The sequence below is a fragment of the Actinoplanes sp. NPDC049548 genome, assembly GCF_040676695.1.
Lineage (GTDB): Bacteria > Actinomycetota > Actinomycetes > Mycobacteriales > Micromonosporaceae > Actinoplanes.
In genome coordinates this window covers 154,757-177,074 of record NZ_JBFAPM010000019.1, presented here as the reverse complement: position 1 = coordinate 177,074, position 22,318 = coordinate 154,757, and the positions used below count along the sequence as shown (strand labels likewise).

Annotated in this window: 20 protein-coding genes; 8 read left to right on the top strand and 12 right to left on the bottom strand. The window is 71.1% G+C overall.

Features of this window, described 5'->3' with window-relative positions; translation table 11 throughout:
• Positions 1 to 180, bottom strand: a 180-nt coding sequence (locus AB0J80_RS30515; RefSeq protein WP_364711713.1) for a condensation domain-containing protein, incomplete at its 3' end; no start/stop codon positions are given.
• A gap of 294 nt (positions 181 to 474) precedes the next feature.
• Between AB0J80_RS30515 and AB0J80_RS30510 the strand changes: the two genes are divergently transcribed.
• The 4 genes from AB0J80_RS30510 to AB0J80_RS30495 all read left to right on the top strand — a co-directional run bounded on the left by AB0J80_RS30510 (position 475) and on the right by AB0J80_RS30495 (position 5,818).
• Positions 475 to 2,208, top strand: coding sequence for an NAD(P)/FAD-dependent oxidoreductase (locus tag AB0J80_RS30510; protein WP_364711711.1), 1,734 nt, complete (start codon positions 475 to 477; stop codon positions 2,206 to 2,208).
• A gap of 15 nt (positions 2,209 to 2,223) precedes the next feature.
• On the top strand, positions 2,224 to 3,540 hold the full coding sequence (locus AB0J80_RS30505; protein WP_364711706.1) for a cation:proton antiporter: 1,317 nt from the start codon (positions 2,224 to 2,226) through the stop codon (positions 3,538 to 3,540).
• Positions 3,541 to 3,641: 101 nt separating this feature from the next.
• Positions 3,642 to 5,366 (top strand): AfsR/SARP family transcriptional regulator, encoded by a 1,725-nt coding sequence (locus tag AB0J80_RS30500; protein ID WP_364711704.1) that lies wholly within the window; start codon positions 3,642 to 3,644, stop codon positions 5,364 to 5,366.
• Positions 5,363 to 5,818 carry a S26 family signal peptidase gene (locus tag AB0J80_RS30495; RefSeq protein ID WP_364711701.1) on the top strand — a complete coding sequence of 152 codons (456 nt, stop codon included), beginning with the start codon at positions 5,363 to 5,365 and terminating at the stop codon, positions 5,816 to 5,818. The genes AB0J80_RS30500 and AB0J80_RS30495 overlap by 4 nt, the downstream gene beginning before the upstream one ends.
• Before the next feature lie 33 nt (positions 5,819 to 5,851).
• Here the strand turns inward: AB0J80_RS30495 and AB0J80_RS30490 are convergent, their stop codons facing one another.
• From AB0J80_RS30490 to AB0J80_RS30475, 4 genes are all read right to left on the bottom strand, one after another.
• Positions 5,852 to 6,370, bottom strand: a complete 519-nt coding sequence (locus AB0J80_RS30490) for a MauE/DoxX family redox-associated membrane protein (protein ID WP_364711698.1) — start codon at positions 6,368 to 6,370, stop codon at positions 5,852 to 5,854.
• A 65-nt stretch (positions 6,371 to 6,435) separates the two neighbouring features.
• Entirely contained in the window at positions 6,436 to 6,627 is a 192-nt protein-coding gene (locus AB0J80_RS30485; protein WP_364711697.1) for a hypothetical protein, read from the bottom strand.
• 51 nt (positions 6,628 to 6,678) lie between these two features.
• Entirely contained in the window at positions 6,679 to 8,511 is a 1,833-nt protein-coding gene (locus AB0J80_RS30480; protein ID WP_364711696.1) for an ABC transporter ATP-binding protein, read from the bottom strand.
• Positions 8,508 to 9,044 (bottom strand): hypothetical protein, encoded by a 537-nt coding sequence (locus tag AB0J80_RS30475; protein ID WP_364711693.1) that lies wholly within the window; start codon positions 9,042 to 9,044, stop codon positions 8,508 to 8,510. Before AB0J80_RS30475 ends, AB0J80_RS30480 begins: the two co-directional genes overlap by 4 nt.
• 208 nt (positions 9,045 to 9,252) lie before the next feature.
• On the opposite strand from AB0J80_RS30475, the gene AB0J80_RS30470 reads away from it, so the two are divergent.
• Entirely contained in the window at positions 9,253 to 10,296 is a 1,044-nt protein-coding gene (locus AB0J80_RS30470) for a winged helix-turn-helix transcriptional regulator (RefSeq protein WP_364711691.1), read from the top strand.
• Between the two features lie 16 nt (positions 10,297 to 10,312).
• Here the strand turns inward: AB0J80_RS30470 and AB0J80_RS30465 are convergent, their stop codons facing one another.
• Positions 10,313 to 12,205 carry a BTAD domain-containing putative transcriptional regulator gene (locus tag AB0J80_RS30465; RefSeq protein ID WP_364711689.1) on the bottom strand — a complete coding sequence of 631 codons (1,893 nt, stop codon included), beginning with the start codon at positions 12,203 to 12,205 and terminating at the stop codon, positions 10,313 to 10,315.
• A gap of 132 nt (positions 12,206 to 12,337) precedes the next feature.
• A complete protein-coding gene (gene glyA, locus AB0J80_RS30460; protein ID WP_364711686.1) occupies positions 12,338 to 13,627 on the bottom strand; it encodes a serine hydroxymethyltransferase in 1,290 nt (429 codons plus the stop codon).
• 81 nt (positions 13,628 to 13,708) lie between these two features.
• Between glyA and AB0J80_RS30455 the strand changes: the two genes are divergently transcribed.
• Entirely contained in the window at positions 13,709 to 15,172 is a 1,464-nt protein-coding gene (locus AB0J80_RS30455; protein WP_364711683.1) for an SDR family oxidoreductase, read from the top strand.
• Here AB0J80_RS30455 and AB0J80_RS30450 read toward each other — a convergent pair.
• From AB0J80_RS30450 to prmC, 4 genes are read right to left on the bottom strand one after another with little or no spacing between them, the layout of a single operon-like run.
• Positions 15,153 to 16,088, bottom strand: a complete 936-nt coding sequence (locus AB0J80_RS30450; RefSeq protein ID WP_364711682.1) for an L-threonylcarbamoyladenylate synthase — start codon at positions 16,086 to 16,088, stop codon at positions 15,153 to 15,155. The two genes, AB0J80_RS30455 and AB0J80_RS30450, sit on opposite strands and share 20 nt — an antisense overlap.
• Entirely contained in the window at positions 16,085 to 16,708 is a 624-nt protein-coding gene (locus AB0J80_RS30445; protein WP_364711680.1) for a phosphotyrosine protein phosphatase, read from the bottom strand. Before AB0J80_RS30445 ends, AB0J80_RS30450 begins: the two co-directional genes overlap by 4 nt.
• Before the next feature lie 2 nt (positions 16,709 to 16,710).
• Positions 16,711 to 17,355, bottom strand: coding sequence for an L-threonylcarbamoyladenylate synthase (locus AB0J80_RS30440; protein WP_364711746.1), 645 nt, complete (start codon positions 17,353 to 17,355; stop codon positions 16,711 to 16,713).
• Between the two features lie 37 nt (positions 17,356 to 17,392).
• The gene (prmC, locus tag AB0J80_RS30435) at positions 17,393 to 18,268 is read right to left on the bottom strand and encodes a peptide chain release factor N(5)-glutamine methyltransferase (protein WP_364711678.1); all 876 of its coding nucleotides are present in this window, start codon (positions 18,266 to 18,268) and stop codon (positions 17,393 to 17,395) included.
• Between the two features lie 99 nt (positions 18,269 to 18,367).
• On the opposite strand from prmC, the gene AB0J80_RS30430 reads away from it, so the two are divergent.
• Positions 18,368 to 19,873 (top strand): GGDEF domain-containing protein, encoded by a 1,506-nt coding sequence (locus AB0J80_RS30430; protein WP_364711676.1) that lies wholly within the window; start codon positions 18,368 to 18,370, stop codon positions 19,871 to 19,873.
• A 17-nt stretch (positions 19,874 to 19,890) separates the two neighbouring features.
• A complete protein-coding gene (locus tag AB0J80_RS30425) occupies positions 19,891 to 21,243 on the top strand; it encodes a PQQ-binding-like beta-propeller repeat protein (protein WP_364711673.1) in 1,353 nt (450 codons plus the stop codon).
• Here AB0J80_RS30425 and prfA read toward each other — a convergent pair.
• On the bottom strand, positions 21,227 to 22,318 hold the full coding sequence (prfA, locus tag AB0J80_RS30420) for a peptide chain release factor 1 (protein ID WP_364711670.1): 1,092 nt from the start codon (positions 22,316 to 22,318) through the stop codon (positions 21,227 to 21,229). The two genes, AB0J80_RS30425 and prfA, sit on opposite strands and share 17 nt — an antisense overlap.

Genomic DNA, 22,318 nt, shown 5'->3' with positions numbered 1-22,318 from the left:
CGGGAACACCGTGCGCAACGACTCATGCCGAGCCACCACGTCCTGCACCGCCGCCCGCAACGCCTCCCGATCCAGACGCCCGGACAGACGCAGCGTCCACGGGGAGTTGTAGGTCGCGGACGGACCCTCCAGCTTGTACAGGAACCACAGCCGGCGCTGCGCATACGACAACGGAACCATTAATGGTCACCCTTCTCGCCGTCCGGGCGGCAACCACTGATTTCCATTTTGGAAATGAGGGCATCGGAAGGCCCGAGTCAACACGTGCACGGCCGCGGCCGTCAAGGTGATCGACCGGTGTGCAACTGGCCGAAACGGCCGGTTGCACACCTGCGCACACCGCGTCTTGACGAGTAAAAAGCCCTGTGTTCTGCTGGCCGCCGGGTCGACCCGTAACGCCGGTCACCTCCGCGACTTTCCCTTTTATTTCTCGTGTGCCCGCCGGGTGAATGACGTCCGAGGAGAAAAGCATCCATGACGAACCAGCATCACGACACCGTCATCGTCGGAGCGGGGCCCGCCGGGCTTCAGCTCGCATACTTCCTGGAGAAGAGTGGTCGCGACTACCTTGTGGTGGATGCGGGCGAGCGGTCGGGAACGTACTTCGAGCAGTACCCTCGCCACCGCAAGCTGCTGTCGATCAACAAACAGTACACCGGGCGCGAAGCGACCGACTTCAATCTCCGGCACGACTGGAACTGCCTGCTCACCCATCCCGGCGAGGAGATGCCCTTCAAGGACTTCTCCACGGAATACTTCCCGTCCGCCGACGACCTGGTCGATTACCTGAACGCTTTCCGGGAGCGGTTCGACCTGAAGGTGCGCCACGGGTTCCGCGTGGCCCGCATTAGCAAGGACGCCGACGTCGACCAGTTCCAGCTCACGGGGGCGGACGGCGAAATGCTGACCTGCCGGCGGCTCGTCATGGCCGTCGGGGTCAGCACGCCGAACGTACCCGACATCCCCGGGATCGAGCACGCCCAGGGCTACGACTCGATGTCACTCGACCCCGAAGACTACCGCGGCAAGACGGTACTCATCCTGGGCAAGGGGAACTCGGCCCTGGAGACGGCCGAGTACCTCATGCCGTACGCCTCTTACATCCACCTCTCCAGCCGCCGGCCGGTTCAGTTCGCCTGGGACACGCACTTCGCCGGCAACGTCCGCTCGACCAACGCCACCTTCTTCGACAGCTACCTGTTGAAGTCGCAGAACGCCGTCCTGGACGGTCCCACCCAGCAGATCGAGCGGACGCCGTCCGGCCGGCTCCGGGTCCGCTGGGCCGCCACCCACCAGGACGTCGAGGAGGAGGTCGAGCACTTCGAGTACGACCACGTGCTGCACTGCTGCGGCTTCCGCCTGGACACCTCGATCTTCGACGACTCATGCGCCCAGGAGACGATCATCGAGGGCCGCTTCCCCGCGATGACGGGCGCGTGGGAGTCGAGCACGACGAGCGGCCTCTACTTCGCCGGCGTGCTCATGCAGGCCATCGACTACAAGCGCTCGCAGTCCTCCTTCATCCACGGGTTCCGGTACAACGTCCGCACCCTCTTCCATCTCCTGGAGAACCGGTACGAGGGCGTCGATCTGCCGGGCGAGGAGGTCAAGCTGACGCCGGCGGACATCGCGTCCAAGGTCATCGACCGCGCCAACAACTGCTCGGCGCTGTGGCAGATGGTCGGCTTCCTGTGCGACGTATTCGTCCTCCCCACGGACCGTTCCCAGCCCGGACGCTGGTACCACGACCTCAACGTCCGCTACGTGGCGGAGGAGTTCGGCGCCAAGCACCCCGAGCTCGAGTTCTACGTGTCCATGCTGACCTACGGGCCGGGCCCGACGAGCAAGGACTTCCCCGGAACGGCCTTCGACCACCCGCACGTGCACCCGCACACCTCCGAGCGCGCCTACGGCGACCTGACCACGGAGATCCACCCCGTCCTGCGCCGCTACCGCGGGTCGGAGCTGCAGGCCGAATACCACGTGAAGTCGGACGTCCTGACGGACTGGGACAGCCCGTACTACCGCGAGCCGCTGCAGGAGTTTCTCGACTGGGACCTGATGGACGGCCCGCGCCCGGAGTGGGCCAAGCCGCGCCGCCGGGATCTGATCCGGAACTCGGCCATGCGTCTGGTTGACTACCGGGCCACCGGCGAACTCGAGCCGGACAAGACGACTGCCACAACATCCGGGAAAGCTCAGCTCTGACGGTAAGGAGTCGTCATGGGGTCCAACTTCACCCTCACCGTCACCACGTTCGGCGCCCTGCTCGTCGTCCTGGCGGCCACCGCCCTGTGCGGCCGCCTGGCCCTGTCGGTCCGCCAGCCCCGGGTCGTCGGCGAGATGGTCGCGGGCGTGTTACTAGGCCCCACTCTGCTGGGAGCCGTGTGGCCGCACGGTCAGCACCTCCTCTTTCCCGAGTCGGTCAAAAGCGTGCTCTACGTGTTGAGCACCCTGGGACTCACCTTCTACATGTTCCTGGTCGGGGCGGAGATCGACCACAAGCTGATCAACCGGTCGACCGTGCGGCGCTCCAGCACTCTCGCGCTCTCGGGGATCATTCCGTCCTTCCTGATCGGTGCGGCGGTCGCCATCCCGCTGTACGGCACATACTCGACCGGGCACGTCGACCGGATGGGCTTCCTCGTCTTCGTCGGCGGGGCCCTGGCGATCACGGCCTTCCCGATGCTCGCCCGCATCCTGCAGGAGCGTGACATCGCGAGAACCGAGATCGGGACGATCACGTTGGTCGCCGCAGCCGTGGACGACGTGCTGGCCTGGATCCTGCTGGCCGTGATCATCGCCATGTCCCAGGCCGGTGACGCCGGCCACGCGCTGATCACGATCGCCGGCACGGCGGTGTTCGTCGTGGTGATGCTGACCGCCGGACGGCGCCTGCTGCGGGCGGTCGCGACGCGGGTCGAGCGGGTCGGGCGGATGGACCATCAGACGATCGTCGTCGTCCTCATGGTGGTGCTGGCGGCCGGCTGGTTCACCGACTACATCGGGGCATTCTCGGTCTTCGGTGGCTTCGTCACGGGCCTGGCGCTGCCGCACAGCCCGACGTTCCGGGAGCAGCTACGGGTCCGGCTCGCCGACTTCAACTCGATCCTGCTCCTGCCGGTCTTCTTCGCCTTCTCCGGGCTCAACACGGACCTCGGGCGGATTCTGTCGGCGGATCCCCTGCCGTTGATCACGCTTCTTGTGGCGGCCGTGGTCGGCAAGTACAGCGCGTGCACCGTCTCGGCGCGGCTGCAAGGTTTCGACTGGCGGGCGGCGTCCGCGATCGGCGGGCTGATGAACGCCCGGGGTCTGATGATCCTGGTGTTCATCAACGTCGGCCTGGCCTACGACATCATCTCGGTAGAGATCTTCTCCATGCTCGTGGTGGTGGCGATCGTCACGACGGCGCTGGCCATGCCGCTGTACTCGTGGAGTATCCCGGCCGTCCGCGAACGGGCGATGCAAGAGGCCGCCGCGAGATACCGCGACGCCCCGCCGGTGCCGGTCGCGGCTCAGGACGGCGCTGCCAGAGTCTGATGCCGGGTTGGGCCGACCGCTGAGGGTAACCGGCCGGGGCACTGATCGGCTCGCGACCAGTGCCCCGCCGGGTCTCGCCTTGCCGTACCACGGGGAGAATCGTGCTGGACTGCAAGATCTTGGGCACCGTCGAGGTGTCGACCGGCGGCGGGGCGGTTCGGCCCAGCGCCCCCAAGCAGCGCGCCCTGCTCGCTGCGCTGCTGCTCAACGCCAACCGGGTACTCACCATGGATCGCCTGATCGATGCCATGTGGGAGAGCGACCCACCCCGCTCGGCGATCGCCAACGTGCGGACGTACGCGATGTCCCTGCGCCGCGTCCTCACCGACGGTGAGCCCCGCCTGGTGACCTCGAAGGAGGGTTATCTGCTGCGGTTGTCGGCGGACGAGCTGGACGCGTCGCGGTTCGCGCGCCTGGCCAAGCTGGGTCGCACGGCGATCGCAAACGGCGATCCGCGCAGCGCGGTGGGACACCTGAGTGCGGCGCTCGCGCTGTGGCGCCATGACCATGCCGGGGTGGGCATCGCCCGGCACGGCGCGTTCACGCATTGGCTGACCGCACTGGACGAGCAACGCCGCGAGGCCCTCGACGACTACCTGGACGCACGCCTGGCGCTGGGCGTGGACGCGGATCTCATCGCGGAGATCCGCTGCTCGATCATCGAGGACCCGCTTCGCGAGCGGCGATGGGGCCAGTTGATGCTGGCCACCTATCGGGCCGGTGACGTCAGTGGCGCTCTGCGCTGTTACGCGCAGGCACACGAGGCCCTCGCGCGGGGGCTCGCCGTCGAGCCGGGCGCTGAGCTGCGGCGGATGCACCACGGCATCCTGAACCGCGACGCCGCCCTGCAAACCACCGAGGCGGCGCCGCGCGCCACGCCGCATCAGCTGCCGCCGGCACCGGCGGTGCTCGTCGGCCGGCAGGACGAACTGGCAGCGATCACGCGCGCGTTCGAGGACGCCGAATCCCCGCCGGTCGCGGTGATCTGTGGCCCGGTCGGCGCCGGCACTTCGGCCCTCGCCGTCGGCGCCGCCGCCGCGTTGGGGCCGAAGTACCCGGACGGCCAGCTCTACCTGGACCTGGCCGAGGCCCGCGACCCGGCCGCCACGCTGGTGCAGGAGCTCACCGGCCCGGGGCCCCACCGCGCTGCCCGGCTACGCTCGATCCTGGCCGATCGGCGCCTGCTGCTGTTGCTGGACAACGTCTCCAGCGCTGCCGACGTTCGCCATCTACTTCCCGCGACACCCGCGAGCGGTGTCATCATCGCAGCCCGCCGCCCGTTGACCACCCTGGACACGGCGGTGACGGTACGCGTGGCGCCGCTGTCCCACAACGACGCACTGGGCATGCTAGCCGCACTGGTGGGGACGGAGGAGGTGGCGACGTGTCGCGACGACGCCGCCCGCGTGGTCCGCGCCTGCGGCCATCTCCCCCTCGCCATCCGGATCGCCACCGCCCGCCTGCTGCGCCGCGCGGACTGGAATCTGGCGGACCTCGCCAACCAGCTGCTCAGCGGTGGCCTGGACGTGTTCGAGGCGGACGACCTGAGCCTGCGCACGCGCCTGCTGTCGGCCTTCCGTGCGCTGAACCCCCTTTCGGCAGCCACGCTCGAACTGTTCGGACGGCTCGGCAGGGCGGATGTCACCGCGTACGTGGCCGCGCAGGCGCTGGGAATCACGCCGATCGCGGCGGTGAGCGCTCTGGACGAGTTGACCGACATGCATTTCGTGACGGCCGCGCACGGCCGGTACCGGATTCTGCCGTTCCCCGCGGCGCTGGCGTCGGAGCTGGCGAACACGTCGCCCTTCGACTTGGTTAGCCGATGATCCGCGCCGCGGTGGCAGCCGCGCTGCTCACGGTGGCGACGCTGCCTCTGCTGTACCTCAGGCGCCGGATGGTGGTCATCGAAGTGTCCGGCCACAGCATGCACCCGACGTATCGCGACGGCGAGCGCGTCCTCGTGCGCCGGGCCTCGCTCCGCCACGTGCGAGCCGGTGAGGCCGTGGTCTTCGCCCTGCCACCGTCGGCTGGGAACGAGGAAGGGCCACCGCGGCGAGGTCGCCTCGGCGGCCACCGGTGGCTCATCAAGCGCGCTGCCGCGCTGCCCGGCCAGCAAGTTCCGGGACCGGTCCGGGAAGCCGCCAAGGCCGACACGGTTCCGGCCGGCCACCTGGTCGTGCTCGGCGACAACCCCGGCGCCAGCATCGACTCCCGCTCGTGGGGCCTGCTTCCCGAGCCGTACCTGCTGGGAATCGTGCGCCGGCGGATGGTGCGCTAGGGCCTGTCCTGCCCCGACCGCGAGAACCTTCGGTCACACGCCGGCGGGCTCGCGGAACAGGTCGAGCACGTCGTCGAGGACGACGACGACCAGCCCGGCCAGGGCGCCCGCGGCGCCGGCCACGAGGTACGCCGCCACCGTCGCGGTATCATCGTCAGCGCTCGCCGCGAGAGCGGCCACGGCCACCGCCATGAGGAAGACGTTGCGTGCCAGGTGCCGCGGTCCGAGGGGTGTCGTAGCCCGCCCGAAGCACTTGCACGGCGCGGCCGAGCCACGGCGCAGGGCGGCCGCGATGGCTACGCTGAACGCTGCGAGCAGCCCACCGGCGAGGACCGAACCGGCCGCCGCGACGGTCGCCTGGGGTACGGCGAGCAGCACGACGATCACCGCTTCCAGGGACATGACGACGCGCGCCACCACACGTGCGGGAAGCCGGGGCGCCAGCCGACGCACGGAGGTGGTGAAGTCTGGGAAATTCCGTGCCTTGCCGGCCACGGCGACCGCGAACACGACGATCAAGAGCGCCCGGCAGGCGACAGCGAACGTGAACAAGGATCCTCCTCGAGGGACGACGGACCCCGCGTGGGGGTCGCGGGGCCCGTCGAATCGCGGTTACGTCAGCACGCGCCCACGGGGATACACGGGCTGCACACCGTCTGGCCGAGAACCGTGCAACAGTTCTTCGCCGTCTTGATGTGCAGGCTGCTGCAACCACAGCTGAGCGCGATGCAGTCTGCGGCGTCGGCGGTGGCCTTCGGCACCAGCCGGCCGATCATTCGGTCACTTACCTTGTTGATGAGAGAACGCATCGACTGTCCTTCCTGGTTGGGGTTTCGTGCGCTCGACGCTACGGACGACGGCTACAAATCCGGTACTACCGCGGATACGGGCGGCCGATCGCGGTAGCCGTCGGCCTGAGTGGTGAACAGCCGGGCGTAGATGCCGCCTGCGGCCATCAGTTCGTCGTGCGTGCCGACGTCGCTGATCCGCCCGTCTTCCAGCACGGCGATGGTGTCGGCGTCACGGATGGCGCTGAACCGATGGGAGATCAGCAGACTCGTCCGCCCCGTCCGGTGCTGATGCAGTCGGTGGTGGAGCTCGTACTCCGCCTCGGCGTCGAGGCCGGCGGACGGCTCATCCAAGATCAATAGGTCTGGTTCGGCGCGCATGAGCGCACGCGCCAGCGCTACCCGCTGCCACTGCCCACCCGACAGCGGTACGCCCGAAGCCGGGTCCTCGTCGCCGAAGCCGCCCGGGAACGCACGCGTCAGCGGCGTGTCGTACCCGGACGGCAGCTCGCTGACCAACTCGTGGACACCCGCTCGGGCGGCAGCATCGACGACGGCCTGCCGGTCGTCGATGGCGTCCACGTCACCCAGTCCGATGTTGTCCGCCGCGCTCATCTCGTAGTGCACGAAGTCCTGGAAGACCGCGCCCAGCCGGCGACGCAGGTCGGTGACGGGCAGCTGCCGAATGTCGACTCCGTCCCACAGGATCTGTCCGCGCGTCGGGTCGTAGAAGCGGCACAGCAGCTTCACCAGCGTGCTCTTGCCGGCGCCGTTCTGCCCGACCAGCGCGACGGCCTGGCCGGCCGGAATGACGAGGTCGACGCCACGCAGCACCCACGGGTGCTCCTCCGAGTAGCGGAACCACACGTCCCGCAGCTCGATGCCCTCGCGCAACCGGTCCGGCGGCTGCTCGCCGCCCTCCGGGAGGTCCGGCTCGCCGTGCACCACGTCCAGGTAGTGCCGGAAGACGAGCAGTTGCTGATGGTTGAGGGCGAAGGTAGTGGTCAGTGCGCCCAGCGCCGCCTGCACGCCGGCCACGGCTGCGATGAACATCGCGATGTCGCCGACGGAGAGCCGGCCGTCCCGGGCAGCCGACACCGACCACAGCAGTCCGGCGCCGGCCACCGAGGAGGCCAGCAGACCGAGGCCTGCCTGCACGTACACGCTGCGCTGTTCCACGCGCCGGCGCGCCGAGTCGGCGGTGCGCCGGTCCGCCATCATCCGTCCGCGAAGGTAGGGTCCCGTGCCGTACAGGCGGATCTCCTTGGCGGCATCCACGTTGGACAACAGGCCACCGAAGAACATCTCGCGACGCTGGGTCGGCCCGATCTGCCAGATCGTCGCGGCCATCCGGCGCGACAGCGACACCTGCGCGATCAGCGCCGGGACGCCGGCCAGCACCACGATGAGGGCCATGACGGGGCTGATCACCAACAACGACGCGAGGAAGCCGCAGATGGCCAGGATGCTCGCGCCGATCGACAGCATGCCGGTGACCACGCTGCCCGGCGCCGAGCTGGACTGCTGGGCGAGCTGAATCCGGTCCAGGTATGCCGGATCCTCGAAGCGTGCCAGGCCACGGAGGCGCTCCACGGCCGCATACAGGCGGTCGAGCGCCTCGGCACCGACGAAGCGTTCGCAGTCGCTGCCGAGGAACGCGTTGACCTGCGGTAGCACCGCGGTCAGTAGCCCGCACGCCACCAGCCCGGCGACGAGCGGCGCCAGGCCCACCGCACCAGACCCGGCGAGGCGGTCGATGGTCGCCCTGGTCAGCCAGGCGGTGGCCACCGGTACGACCGCGGCACCGATCTGCCCGACCACCAGCAACGCCAGTCGGCCCGGCCCGGAGCCCCAAGCCAAGCCGAGGGCGCCGGCGGCGGCCGGCAGGACCCGCGCGCGACTCACGCCGCCGCGGTCGCCGGGTCGAGCTTGATCGTCGCGCCGGCCGCCGTCAGTACGCCGCCCGCCCCCACCATGGCCACGGCCGGGTAGCCGTTGACCTCGAAGGCCCGTGCCATGGGCCCGTGCTCGGCCTCCACCACCACCTGTGCCACCGGGCTCAGCACGTCGACGAACTTGCCGGCGTTCGATCGGTCGCCGACCACCACGGCGAGCACCTTGGGCCGCCCACCCGGAACCAGCTTGGCCATCGGCACGAACGTCTCGAGCGCGTCCACGCACCCTTCGCAGGAGGTGGAGAAGAAGCCGACCAACGAGTCGTCGATCTGCGTACGGGAAATGATCTTGCTGTCCACCGTGGTGGTGACGAAGTCGCCCACCACGGATCCCGTCGGCATCATCACCTCCCCCATCGCGCCTCGGTAGCCGGCCAGCAGGGTGCTCTGCGCGCGCAGTCGCCGGATGACGCCGACGGTGAGGAGCAGATCGAACAAGCACAGCAGACCGACGAGCACGACGGCGGCGACAAGATAGGGCATGAGCAGCCTCCCCTCAGGAGTATGAGGCCGCAGACGATATGCCGGCGACGTACAGGGTTCATACAAAAGTCCTTACACAACGCACGTCGCCGCAGCTCCACATGCGTGAACTTTTCCTATGCGCGTTGTATCGAGCACCTATGCAGACATTGACCAGAATCGTCACCGGATCTAGAACGGATCCACGGCGACACGGGGAGCAGTCACAATGGAGTTCGAGAAGCAACCGCACGATGTGGGGGAGGCGTTCGGCCTCCCGATCCCGATGAAGGCCGGCAGGCGAGAGGATCCCCACCAGGCACCTGTGGAGATCGTGCCGATCGACGCCCTGGTGGCCGACGGCTCGCCCCGGTCCCGGGGGGAGAGCCCCGAGCACGCGCACATGCTCGCCAGTAGCGGCGCTCAACTGCCACCCATTCTGGTACACCGGCAGACCATGCGGGTCATCGACGGCTTCCACCGACTGAGCGCGGCCCGGATCCGCGGCCGGGACACCATCGAGGCTCGCTTCTTCGACGGCTCGGCGAGCCAGGCGTTCGTGTTGGCGGTCCAGACGAACGTCACGCACGGCCTGCCGCTGTCGCTGTCCGACCGCGAAGCCGCCGCCGCCCGGATGATCACCGACTTCCCGGCCTGGTCGAATCGCGCCGTCGCCGCCGCGACCGGCCTCGCGGCGGGAACCGTCAGCGCCGTCCGGCAGCGCACCGACTCGGTCAAGCGTCCCCCGGTACGGCTGGGCCGGGACGGTCGCCTCCGGCCGGTCAACAGCGAGGAGGGTCGCCGCAAGGCGAGCGAAATCATCCAGGAGTACCCGGACGCCTCCCTGCGGGAGATCGCGCGCCGGGCGGGGATCTCACCCGCGACCGTACGCGACGTGCGTGCCCGGATGACCCGCGGCGACGACCCCATCGCCGTCCGCCGTTCCGCCAAGGGCGTTCATCGGCACGGCCAGAACCGGGACGCCCCGCCGTCCGTGCCCCCGCCGCCCAGGGTCGTGGATCATGGACGCGAGGACATCCAACTGTTCCTGGGCCGCCTGCACAGCGACCCGGCGCTGCGGTTCACCGACGGGGGCAAGGAACTGCTCCGGTGGGCCACCTCGGTGACCGCACCCTTGCCGGACTGGGAGAACATGACGGCGCTCGTGCCACCGCACTCGAGCTACCCGCTGGCCCGGCTGGCCCGCCGATGCGCCGACGAATGGCTGCGCTTCGCCGACCATCTGGAGCAGAACGTCCAGAAGATGGCCTGACCGAGGGCCGCCGACCTCAGGAGCCGGGCCCGGCACGATGCGGCAGGGGAATCCGCTGCGGCATGGCGTGCCGGGCCAGACGGTCCATCGCCGCCGCCCTCACGTGCTCGGGCTCCACCTCCTGCACCAGTTCCGCCGCATAGTCCAGCAGGAGGTCATGAAGGGTGTAGTGACCCAGCGACGGCTCATTGAACAGGTGCGACTCCACCAGTTCCCGCAGGACCATCCGGGCGCGTTCCGGCTTGCACTGCAACAGCTGGGCCGCCGTGTGCACCGAGATGACGCGACTCGACTGAAGCCCCACCAGGCGGAAGAGGCGCGCGGCGCCCTCGCTCAGCGCGTGGTAGGACTCGGCGAAGACCGTCCGTGGATCCGTCGCCGGGTCCTGGCTGGCGAAGGCGTCGAGCGTCACGTCTGACTTGCGCAGCTCGTCGGCGAGGTCGGCCAGCGGGAACTCCGGCCGGGCTGCCGCCCGGCTGGCGACGATCGCCAACGCCAGCGGCAGCCGCCGACACGCACGGACGATCTCCTCGACGGCGCCCGGTTCGGCGCTCGCGCGGGCCGCACCCAGTCGCCGAACCAGCATCTCCCGGGCCTCGTCGGCCGATGGCAGCCCCAGTGTGAGGCTCTCCGCCCCATCCGCGGCGACGAGGCCGGTGAGCTGCACCCGGCTGGTGACCACCACGAGGCTTCCGGCGTCACCGGGCAGGAAGGGCCGCACCTGAGCCGGGTCCGCGACGCTGTCCAGCAGCACCAGTACCCGACGCCCCGCGAGGAGGCTGCGATAGAGAGACGCCCTCCCGGCCAGGTCCGCCGGAATGCGTTCTGAATCCACACCGAGTGCCCGCAGGAATGAATACAGGACAGCGTCGGGCGCACTTCCGCGACCGAATGCCCGCAGATCTGCATACAATTGGCCATCCGGAAAGGATTCGCTCGCCCGGTGCGCCCAATGAGTTGTCAGTGCGGTTTTCCCGATTCCCGGTGCACCCACGACGGCCACCGCGGGAACGGTCGCCACTACGGTGTCGCCATGACGCACGAGAATTCGGTCGAGCATGTCGATGTATTCGGCACGGCCGACAAAGGCACGCAGGCGCGGCGGTAGCTGACGCGGAAGGATGGCCGCGGTCTCCGGCGCCCCGATCACGTCGCGGCCGGACGACAGGTTGCTCTGCCGCCCCAGGATGGCGACCTGCAACTCCTGCAGTTCCGAACCGGGCTCGACGCCGAGCTCGTCGACCATGGTGCGGCGGACCTGGACGTAGGTGTCGAGTGCACCCGCGACATCGCCCGCTTGGTAACGGGCCCGGATGAGGAGGGCCTGGATACGCTCCCGCAAGGGATAGCCGGCCGACAGCTCGGTGGCCTGGCTGACGGCACGGTCGGTGGCGCCGACGGCGAGCAGGCATTCGACCAGGCCTTCCAGGGCGGATATTCGCTCCTCGGCCAGGGCGGCGCACCACGCGGACAGCAGCGGCCCGTGACTCAGGTCACTCAGCGGGCCTCCCCGCCACAGCGCCAGAGCGCGTTCGAGGTGATCTACCGCGTCGGCGTGCTGGAAGGCCTCCATAGCCTCGCGCCCCTTCGCCACCAGGCGCCGGAACCGGGCCACGTCCAGATCGTCGGCCGCGATGCCGAGCCGGTACGCCGAGCCGTGCCGCTCGATCCGGATCGTGCTGTCCGCGGCGACCAGGCGCCGCAGGTTCGCGAGGTACTGCCGTACGTTGGCGCTGGCGGACTTGGGCGTTCGTTCGCCCCACAGCTCGAGAGCTATCTGATCGACCGCGACGGCACTATTCGCTCTGGTCAACAACACAGCGAGAGCCGATCGCTGTTTCGGCGAGCCGAGGACAATTGGCTGGCCGTGCTGTATCAGCTCCAACGTACCGAGCAAAAAGGCGCGCATTTGACCCCCGTCGTGACGCGACGAACATGGCTCCATAGCCCATCCGCACGCCCGACAATACACTCGGGATTGATGATCATCACGTCGGAATATCCGCGGGCCATCCGGGCGGGAAGCGGCCAGTACGCAGCGTCACCGCACCGCGACAAAACTTGCGTACGCCGGAAAGCGCGCGACCAGGTCCGCCACCTGGTCGGCCACCTCAGCCAGACGCACGGCGCCGCGGGCGTCGACCGGATCGGTACGCACGGCCGTCGCGATCAAGCCGGCGATCTGGCGCATCTCCCCCTCGCGCATGCCCTGAGTCGTGACGCACGGCGTGCCGACCCGGATGCCCGACGCGATCGTGGGCTTCTCCGGGTCGTACGGAATCGCATTCTTGTTGAGGGTGATGAGAGCCCGGTCGCAACGCTCCTCCGCGTCCCGCCCCGTGACCCCCGTGTCCCGGAGGTCGACCAGAGCCAGATGGGTGTCGGTACCGCCCGAGACCGGTCGCATACCCTCGGCGGCCAGCCCAGCGGCCAGGGCCTGGCTGTTGCGCACGACCTGGCGGGCGTACCCCTGGAAGTCCGGAGACGACGCCTCCCGCAGCGCGACGGCCTTCGCCGCGACGGCGTGCATCAGCGGCCCGCCCTGGGTGAACGGGAAGACGGCCTTGTCGATGCGCGCGGCGAGATCCTCACGGCACAGAATCATGCCGCCCCGCGGTCCGCGCAGCACCTTGTGGGTCGTGCACGACACCACGTCCGCATACGGCACGGGCGAGGGCACCGCCCGCCCCGCGACAAGCCCGATGAAGTGCGCCGCGTCGACCATGAGGTAGGCGCCCACCTCGTCCGCGATGTCCCGGAACGCCCGGAAGTCGATCAGCCGGGGGTACGCGGTGGCGCCACAGATGATCAGCTTGGGGCGGTGCGCCTGGGCCAGGTCGCGCACCTCGTCGTAGTCGATCAGCTCGGTGTCCGCGCGTACGCGGTAGCCGATGGTGTGGAACCACTTCCCGGAGAAGTTGACCTTGCTGCCGTGGGTGAGGTGCCCGCCGTGCGGCAGATCCATGGCGAGCACGGTGTCACCGGGCTGCACCAGGGCGGCGTAGGCGGCCATGTTCGCCGAGGCGCCGGAGTGCGGCTGCAGGTTGGCGTGGTCGGCGCCGAACAGCTCCCGGGCCCGGGCGATGCCCAGCTCCTCGGCGCGGTCCACCTCGGCACACCCGCCGTAGTAGCGCCGCCCGGGGTAGCCCTCCGCATACTTGTTGGTCAGCGTCGAGCCCAGCGCGGCGAGCACCGCCGGCGAGGTGAAATTCTCGCTCGCGATGAGCTGCAGGCCACCGCGCTGGCGGTCCAGCTCGCCCACGACAACCTCGGCGATCTCGGGATCCTCGCGCTGCAGGGCGGCGAAGTCCGGACCCCAGAACGTGTCCATGGCGCGCTCCTCACGTCGGCTACGGCGCCGGAATACGAGCATATGGCTTATCGGGCCCCACCTGCGGGCACAGTGTGAGTTATGCGCTGTCTGGTCACCGGTGCCACGGGCTACATCGGCGGGCGCCTCGCGCCCCGGCTCATGGCCGCCGGCCACGAGGTACGGGCCCTGTCGCGCAGCGCGGCCCGGCTCCGGGACGTGCCGTGGGCGGCTCAGGTGGAGATCGTCGAGGGCGACCTGAACGATGCCGCGTCGCTCGGCCCGGCCCTCGAGGGCGTGGACGTGGCGTACTTCCTGGTGCACTCGCTCGGCCAGGGGGACTTCGAGCGCCGGGACCGGGAGGCGGCGCAGAACTTCGCGCGGGCGGCGTACGAGAAAGGGGTCCGCAGGATCGTCTATCTGGGCGGTCCCGAACCACCGGCGAGCGAGAAGCCGTCGGCCCACCTGCGCTCGCGGACCGAGGTGGGCCGGATCCTGCTGGACAGCGGCGTGCCGACCGCGGTGCTGCGCGCGCCGGTGATCATCGGTTCCGGCTCCGCGTCCTTCGAGATGTTGCGCTATCTGACCGAGCGGCTGCCGGTCATGGTCACCCCGCGCTGGGTGCGCAACCGGATCCAGCCGATCGCCGTACGCGACGTGCTCCGCTACCTGATCGCGGCGGCCGGCCTGCCGCCCGAGGTGAACCGGGGCTTCGACATCGGCGGCCCGGACGTGCTCACCTACGCCGAGATGATGCAGCGCTACGCCCGGGTCGCGGGCCTGCGCCGCCGCATCATCGTGCCCTTGCGCCCCCTCAGCCCCTGGCTCTCCGCGCACTGGGTCGGCGCCATCACCCCGGTGCCCAACGCCATCGCCCGCCCGCTGGTCGGCAGCCTCATCCACGAGGCCGTCGCGCACGAGAACGACATCGCCCGCTACGCGCCGGACGAGCACCCGCTCAGCTTCGACGAGGCGGTGCGGCTCGCGCTCGGCAAGATCCGCGACGCCGAGGTGGAGACGCGCTGGTCCACCGCCTCGGGCGGGGACGCGGACGCCGAGCCGCTGCCCAGCGACCCGAAGTGGTCCGGCGGCACCATCTACACCGACGTCCGCTGCCGCGAGGTGAACGCGCCCGTGGACGCCCTGTGGCGGATCATCGAGGGCGTCGGCGGCGAGAACGGCTGGTACTCGTTCCCGCTGGCCTGGTCGGTCCGCGGCTGGCTGGACCGGCTGGTCGGCGGGGTGGGCCTGCGCCGCGGCCGGCGCGACCAGCACCGCCTGTACGTCGGCGAGGCGCTGGACTGGTGGCGGGTCGAGGAGATCAAGCCGGGTGAGCTGCTGCGCCTGCGCGCCGAGATGAAGGTGCCGGGGCGGGCCTGGCTGGAGATGTGCGCGTCGCCGGGACCGGACGGCACCAGCGTCTACCGCCAGCGCGCCCTCTTCGTGCCGCGCGGGCTGGCCGGGCACGCGTACTGGGCGAGCGTGGTGCCGTTCCACGGGATCGTCTTCAGCGGGATGGCCCGCAACATCGCCCGCGGCGCGGAGGCTAGGCCGCAGCGCGGGTGAGGCGGTCGCGGATCGCGAGCCATTCCTCGGTGTCCGGCGGCGACTTCACCAGGATCGTGGCGACCCCGGCGTCGTCCAGGCGGTGCAGGGCGGCGTACAGGTCGGCCGCGTACTCCCGGGGGTCGGCGCTGAGGATCTCCGCTCCGGGTACGTCGGCCGTCTCGTAGGTCAGCACCCCCACCGACTCGTCGAGAGCGGACGGGTCCACCTCGTCGGTCAGCACCACCTTGGCGCGGGGCGCGTAGTGGCGCCGGCTCATCCCCGGGGAGGGCCGCGCCGAACCGTCGGCCACGTCATCGGGCAGGGCGATCGCGCCGGTCACCTCGCGGATCTCGCGCAGGCCGAGCGCCCCGGGCCGCAGCAGCCGCGGCACCGCGCCCGTCACGTCCAGCACCGTCGACTCGATTCCCCACGACGCCGGACCACCGTCGAGGACCATCGGTACGTCCGGGAGGCTGCGCATGACATGCTCGGCGGTCGTCGGCGAGATGCTCTCCGAGCGGTTGGCGCTCGGCGCCGCCAGCGGCAGCTCTGTGGCCTCCAGCAGCCGCAGGGCGACCTCGTGCGCCGGCACCCGGACGGCGATCGTCCCGGTGTCGGCGCCGACCTCGGCCAGGTGCTCCGCACGCCGCACGACCAGCGTCAGCGGGCCCGGCCAGAACGCCGCGGCCAGCTCGTTGGCCACGTCCGGCCAATCGGTGGCCAGCGCCCGGGCCGCCGCCACGTTCGCGACGTGCACGATGAGGGGGTTCCACGACGGGCGGTTCTTCAGCCTGTACACCTCGGCGACCGCCTGCTGTGAGAACGCGTCGGCGCCCAGGCCGTACACGGTCTCGGTGGGGAAGGCGACCACCGACCCGGCGCGCAGCAGCTCGGCCGCGCGGCGGATCCCGGCGGCATCCGCGGTGACGATCACGCCGGCCTCGGTCCTCCCGGAAGCAGCGCGTCGACCAGCGCGTACATCATCTCGTCGATGTCGTCGGCGATCCGCTGGAACGTCTGGTCGCCGCGGCCCCACGGGTCGTCGAGGTCGTCGCCGGGCAGCGACTCATCGGCCCCGCGCCGCCGGCCGGCGGCTTCGACCAGCGCGGCGGCCCGGGCCGCGAACGCCTGTGGCTCCGTACCGGCCGGGGGAAGCGCCGTGACGTCGAGCTCGCGCAGCAGCCGCCCGAAGTGGCCGAGGACGAACGTGCGCGCCGCAGCGTCGGGAACCAGGGCGTGGACGTAGTCGCTCTGGTCCGCGGTCGCGGTGAGGATGAGGTCGGCGTCGGTCAGGTGCCCGCTCGTCAGCTTCCGGGCGGTGAACCCCTCGACGCTGCCGCCCCGCAGGCGGATCTGGCGGGCCGCCGGCGGGTTCATCTCCTCGCCCTCGTGCCAGCCGCCCGTGCCCGCGCTCGCGCTGCGCAGCAGGTCGCCGAGGCGGGCGTCGGGGTCGAGCTTGGCCAGCCGCTGCCGCGCCGCCAGCACCAGCAGGCGCTCGGCCATCGGTGACCGGCAGATGTTGCCCATGCACACGTGCAGGACGGTGAACGGCATGGTCAGGACCCCGCGGCGAGGATGTCCGGCACCACGTCCCGCAGCTTCTCGAAGGGCACGGCGCCGTCGCGCAGCACCCGGGGCACGTCCCCGGTGACGTCCACGATCGTGCTCGGCGCCGGGTCGTGGGCCACACCCGCCTCGAGGTAGATGCGGACCGCGTACTCCAGCTGGTCGCGGGCCTCCTCGGCGGTGACCGGCGCCGGCTGACCGACCTTGTTGGCGGTGGTCACGGCCATGGGCCCCACCTCGCGCAGCACCTCCAGCGCGACCGGGTGCAGCGGCATGCGCACGGCGACCCGTCCCCCGGTCTCCCCGAGGTCCCACTGCAGGCTGGGCGAGTGCTCGACCAGGATGGTGAGAGCGCCCGGCCAGAACGCGTCGGCCAGCTCACGGGCGGCCTTCGGCAGGGAGTAGACCAGGCCGTCGAGGGTGTGCCGGGAGCCGACCAGCACCGGCGGCGGCACCCGGCGGTCGACGCCGCGGGCGTTCTGCAGCGCGGTGACGGCGTGCGGCGTGAAGGCGTCGGCGCCGACCCCGTAGACGGTGTCGGTGGGCAGCACGGCCAGCTCGCCGCTCTTGACGGCCTCCACAGCGGCGGCGATGCCGCGATCGCGCTCGGCCACGGCCCGGCAGTCGTAGAGCATCACGAGAAGCAGTCTGCCATGGTGGCCCGGGCGCCCGTCAGACCCGCCGGGCCGTCGCGTACCGGGGGCGCCCCGCGAGGTCCTCATGGGCGACGACCTCGGTGAACCGGCCGTCCGCGGCGAGCAACGCCGGTACGGCCTCCGCGTGCACGTCGTCGTGCTCGATGCCCACCACCCCGCCGGGGCGCAGCAGGGCCGCTGCCAGGGCGATCACCGGCGGGATCACGGTCAGGCCGTCCGCGCCGCCGAAGACCGCCTCCGCCGGGTCGTGCTCGGCGACCTCCGGCGGCACGGCGGTGCCCTCCGGCACGTACGGCGGGTTGCACAGCAGCACGTCCACCCGGCCCCGCCACTCGGGAAGCAGCCCGGGGTCGGTCACATCGCCCTCGACCACCCGTACCTTCGGAGCGGTCTCGGTGTTGCGCCGCAGGAACGCCAGCGCTTGCGGGGAGCGCTCGACGGCCAGGACCACGGCCGGCTCGGCCTCGTCCGCGACAGCGAGGGCGATCGCGCCGCTACCACTGCAGAGATCGACCACAGTGGCACCCGGCGCGGTGTGCTCGATCCCCCAGCCGGCGAGCAGCTCGGTCTCCGGCCGCGGCACGAAGACGCCCTCCCCCACGGCCAGCTCCAGGTGCCGGAAGGCGGCCGTGCCCAGCAGGTGCTGCAACGGGACCCGCCGCGCCCGCTGCTCGACCAGCCCCTCGTATCGGCGCAGCTCGTCGCCACGCACGGCGTCCACCAGCAGCAGCCGGCCGCGGCCGATCCCGAGCACGTGCGCGGCGAGCAGCTCCGCATCGACCCGCGGCGATTCCACCCCCGCCTCCGCGAGCCGAGCTGTCCCCTTTGCCAGGGCAGGTGCCAAGCGGTGCCGGTCCGTGCCCTCGGAGGGGTGTTCGTGCGCGAGTGTCACGGCATAATCATGGAACGTCGTTTCGCGACGGTGACCGGCCGGGTCGTCGATCGATGAGCGACGTCGGCAGGGAGGGGCCTGAATGGCCGTGGCGGTTCCATGACGTGGTTGGACCAGCTCCCGGATTGCGTCGACGACCTGCGCCGGGCGGGCGACCTGCAACAGGGTGGCCGGTCCGCCGAGGCGCTGGCCATCCTGGACAAGGTCCTCGAGGTCACCACCGACCCGCTCACCCGCGCGTACGCCCTCGTCCAGCGCTTCGGCGCCCTCATCAACCTGGGCCGGGTCGCCGAGTTCGCCACGGCCATGACGCTGGCCTCGAACGCCGTCCACGAGACCTCCGACCCCTACCTGCGCGGCCAGATGCACGCGTTCGCCGCGCTCGGCGCCCATCTGCAGAGCGCCCTCGACCGCGGCGTCACCCACCTCGTGCAGGCCTCCCGCGCCCTCGCGGCCGTGCCCGACGGCGACGGCGAGACCGCGTGGGGCTGGCACGACCTCGCCATGGCGTACTCGTATCTCGGCTTCCACGGCCACGCGCTCACCGCGATCGAGCAGGCCCGGCAGGTCGGCGCGGCCGCCGGCCTGGCGCCGGAGCTCTTCGCCGCCCCCGGCATCCGGCTTCGCAACGCGGTCGCCCTCGACCACCAGGGCGACTCCGACGGCTGCCTGCGGGTGCTGCGCGACATCGACGCCGAGCTGACCCGTTACGTGGCGACGGGCGCCGACAGCCGGCTGCGGCCCAGCAGCAGGCCGGTCTACGGGTACGCGCTGGCCCGCCGCGCCGCCCTCGGCGAGAGCACCGACTCCGACATCGGCGACCTGTTCACCGGCGGCGGGGACAGCGTCCGCTCCCGGGACCTGCGCCACCTCGGCGCCGTGTGCCTCGACATCGCCGCCGGGCGGCCCGCCGAGGCGCTGCGCAAGCTCGACGCCGTACCGGTGTCCCAGGAGATCCTCGGCCCGGCCGAACCCGCCCGGCTGCGCAGCATCTGCCACGCCGCGGCCGGCGACCACCAGGCCGCCCACGAGGCCGACCGGTACGCCTTCCGCCTCGCCGCCCAGCGCATCGACCGCCTCCGCGACGGCTACCTCGACGGCGTGGCGGCCCGCCTCGACGCGCAGGAGACCCACCGCGACGCCGGCCGCTACGGCGACGAGACCCTCACCGACCCGCTCACCGGCCTGCCCAACCGCCGCCAGCTCGAGCGGTACGTCGCCGCGATGCTGTCCCGCGGCGAGACCGCGGCGATCGGCGTCTGCGACCTGATCGGCTTCACCGCGGTCAACGCCCGGCACGGCCGGCATTGCGGCGACCTGGTGCTGCAGCGCATCGCCGGCGTGCTGCACCGGGTGATGCGCCGCGGCGACTTCGTGGCCCGCTTCGCCGGTGACGAGTTCGTGGTGGTGCTGCCCGGCGCCGGCCCCACCCAGGCCGCCGAGGTGTCCCGCCGGATCAGCGCCGCCGCGGCAGGCGAGAACTGGCAGGTGCTCGTTCCCGGCACACCGATCGGCCTGGCGGCCGGCTGGTCCGAGGTGGGCGCCAACGCCCGCAGCCTCGCGGCCGCCCTGGCCGACGCAGCGGCCCACCGCACGCCCGCGTAACCCGTACGCTCGGCGATATGACCGTCATCGAGCTCGGTCTGGTGACCGGCGACGACAACCCGTCGCCCGAACCGGACCGGCGCCCGCTTCCGCGCCGCGACCTCAAGCGGATGCTGGTGGCGGCGGTCGCGGCCCTCTGCGTCCTGACGGTCACCGGGTCGGCACCGCCCGTGTCGCACGCTCCGCGGCAGCTGTGGAGCGTGCCCTTCCGGGAGGGCAACGGCATCTTCATCGTGTCCGGCGGGGCGGTGTACGTGCTGCTGAGCGTGTCCGGCGCCAGCACTTTGAGCGCCTACTCGCTGCGTACCGGCCAGGAGCTGTGGACCAGTTCCGAGCTCGCCGACGCGGCCTGGGTCAGCTCCGTGCAGGCGGGCGTGATGCTGCTGCCGGCCGCCGACACCACCGTGGAGTTCCAGGACGGGCAGGGCGGTCAGGTCTCCCGCCAGTTCACCCGGGAGACCGCCGCGGTCGACGCCGCCACCGGCAGACAGCTCTGGCGGCGGCCCGGTGAGTTCTCCGCCCTGACCGGCGGGCACGTCCTGATGGTCGAGTGGAACGACGACGGCAGCGCCGCCCGCAACCTCACCGTCGTCAACCTGCACGACGGCGTCCCGGTCTGGTCCCGTCCGGCCGGCGCCCTCGAGACGTGGACGTCCCGGGTGGCGACGACCGGCGACACCGACCGCCTGGTCACCGTCGCCCCCGGCGGCAAGGTGGCGGTGTACGACCTCGCCGACGGCCGTCCCGTCACCACCGGCCGGGTGCCGTGGCAGGGGCAGAACCCGCAGGAGGACTCGTACGCGAACATCTCCGTCGAAGGTCACGCCTTCTACCTGGAGAACGTCGAGCGTGGGCGGGGCACGGTGACCGCGTACGACACCGAGACGCTGCACGAGAAGTGGCGGATCGGCGCTCGCTCGTACGGCGGCTTCTACTCCTGCGGCGCGGTCCTGTGCGTCAACGGCGACCAGGGCGCCACCGGCTACGACCGGGAGACCGGCCAGGTGCGGTGGCGTACGCCGGGCTACACCAACGCGATACCGCTGCGCGACGGCAGGATCGTGATCAGCGACGACGAGGACGACGCCCGGCACTCCCTGATCGACGGCAACACCGGGCGCCGCATCGCCGACCTGGGCCGCGCGACGCTGGTCTGGGACGCCTCCTCGCCGCAGGAAACGCCCTACCTGGTGACCTCGTCCACCCGGCTGGCGGAGCCGACAACCGTCGCGGTGCTCGACCAGCGCACCGGCGAGGTGTGGATGCGCGGCGGCATCGATCCGGTCCTGGACTACAGCTGCCAGAGCAGCGACGACATGCTGGTGTGCGTCACGCCCGAAGGCCGGCTGACCGTCACGGACGTCGGCTGATCTCGCTCTCGCCCGCCAGGCGGGCGGCCCGGTCGGCCTCCGCGAGCGCGTCCAGCACGGCGTCGAGCTCACCGCCCAGGACCAGATCGAGGTTGTACGCGGTGTAGCCGATGCGGTGGTCGGTGATCCGGTTCTGCGGGAAGTTGTACGTGCGGATGCGCTCCGAGCGGTCCACCGTGCGTACCTGGGCCTTGCGCGCGTCGGAGGCGGCGGCGTCGGCCTCCTCCTGCGCGGCCGCCAGCAACCGGGCCCGCAGGATCCGCATCGCCTGCTCGCGGTTCTGCAGCTGGCTCTTCTCGTTCTGGCAGCTCACCACGATGCCGGTGGGCAGGTGGGTGATGCGCACGGCCGAGTCGGTGGTGTTGACCGACTGCCCACCGGGCCCGGACGAGCGGAACACGTCCACCCGGATGTCACCCGGATCGATCTGCACGTCGACGTCCTCGGCCTCGGGCAGCACCAGCACACCGGCGGCCGAGGTGTGGATGCGGCCCTGCGACTCGGTGACGGGTACCCGCTGGACGCGGTGCACCCCGCCCTCCCACTTCATCCGCGACCAGACGCCGTGCCCGCCCTCCGGCACGCCCTTCGTCTTCACCGCGACCGACACGTCCTTGACGCCGCCCAGGTCGGAGTCCTGCGCGTCGATGACCTCGACGGTCCAGCCCCGGCGCTCCGCGTACCGCGTGTACATCCGCAGCAGGTCACCGGCGAACAGCGCCGACTCCTGGCCGCCCTCGCCGGCCTTGATCTCGACGATGACGTCCTTGGCGTCGTGCGGGTCCCGCGGGATGAGCATCTCGCCGAGCTTCTCCTCCAGCGGCGGCAGCAGCGCGGCGACCGCCTCCACCTCGCCGGCGAACGACGGGTCCTCCGCGGCCAGCTCCTTGGCGGCGGCCAGGTCGGCACGCGCCGCCTCGAGCTCGGTGTGGGCGGCGTACAGCGGCGCCAGCTCGGCGAAGCGGCGCCCGACCCGGCGCACCAGGGCCTGGTCGGAGTGGATGGAGGGGTCCTCCATCTGCTTCTCGAGCTGCGCGTACTCGTCCAGCAGCGTGGTCAGCCGGTCGTTGCTCAC

Bases quoted from the DNA above. Each gene is read 5' to 3' on its own strand.
- AB0J80_RS30430 (WP_364711676.1), top strand. From the start codon at position 18,368: ATGACGTGGTTGGACCAGCTCCCGGATTGCGTCGACGACCTGCGCCGG.
- AB0J80_RS30425 (WP_364711673.1), top strand. From the start codon at position 19,891: ATGACCGTCATCGAGCTCGGTCTGGTGACCGGCGACGACAACCCGTCG.
- AB0J80_RS30465 (WP_364711689.1), bottom strand. From the start codon at position 12,205: ATGCGCGCCTTTTTGCTCGGTACGTTGGAGCTGATACAGCACGGCCAG.
- AB0J80_RS30505 (WP_364711706.1), top strand. From the start codon at position 2,224: ATGGGGTCCAACTTCACCCTCACCGTCACCACGTTCGGCGCCCTGCTC.
- AB0J80_RS30485 (WP_364711697.1), bottom strand. From the start codon at position 6,627: ATGCGTTCTCTCATCAACAAGGTAAGTGACCGAATGATCGGCCGGCTG.
- AB0J80_RS30510 (WP_364711711.1), top strand. From the start codon at position 475: ATGACGAACCAGCATCACGACACCGTCATCGTCGGAGCGGGGCCCGCC.
- AB0J80_RS30445 (WP_364711680.1), bottom strand. From the start codon at position 16,708: ATGCCGTTCACCGTCCTGCACGTGTGCATGGGCAACATCTGCCGGTCA.
- AB0J80_RS30455 (WP_364711683.1), top strand. From the start codon at position 13,709: ATGCGCTGTCTGGTCACCGGTGCCACGGGCTACATCGGCGGGCGCCTC.
- AB0J80_RS30495 (WP_364711701.1), top strand. From the start codon at position 5,363: ATGATCCGCGCCGCGGTGGCAGCCGCGCTGCTCACGGTGGCGACGCTG.
- AB0J80_RS30475 (WP_364711693.1), bottom strand. From the start codon at position 9,044: ATGCCCTATCTTGTCGCCGCCGTCGTGCTCGTCGGTCTGCTGTGCTTG.
- glyA (WP_364711686.1), bottom strand. From the start codon at position 13,627: ATGGACACGTTCTGGGGTCCGGACTTCGCCGCCCTGCAGCGCGAGGAT.
- AB0J80_RS30470 (WP_364711691.1), top strand. From the start codon at position 9,253: ATGGAGTTCGAGAAGCAACCGCACGATGTGGGGGAGGCGTTCGGCCTC.
- AB0J80_RS30440 (WP_364711746.1), bottom strand. From the start codon at position 17,355: ATGCTCTACGACTGCCGGGCCGTGGCCGAGCGCGATCGCGGCATCGCC.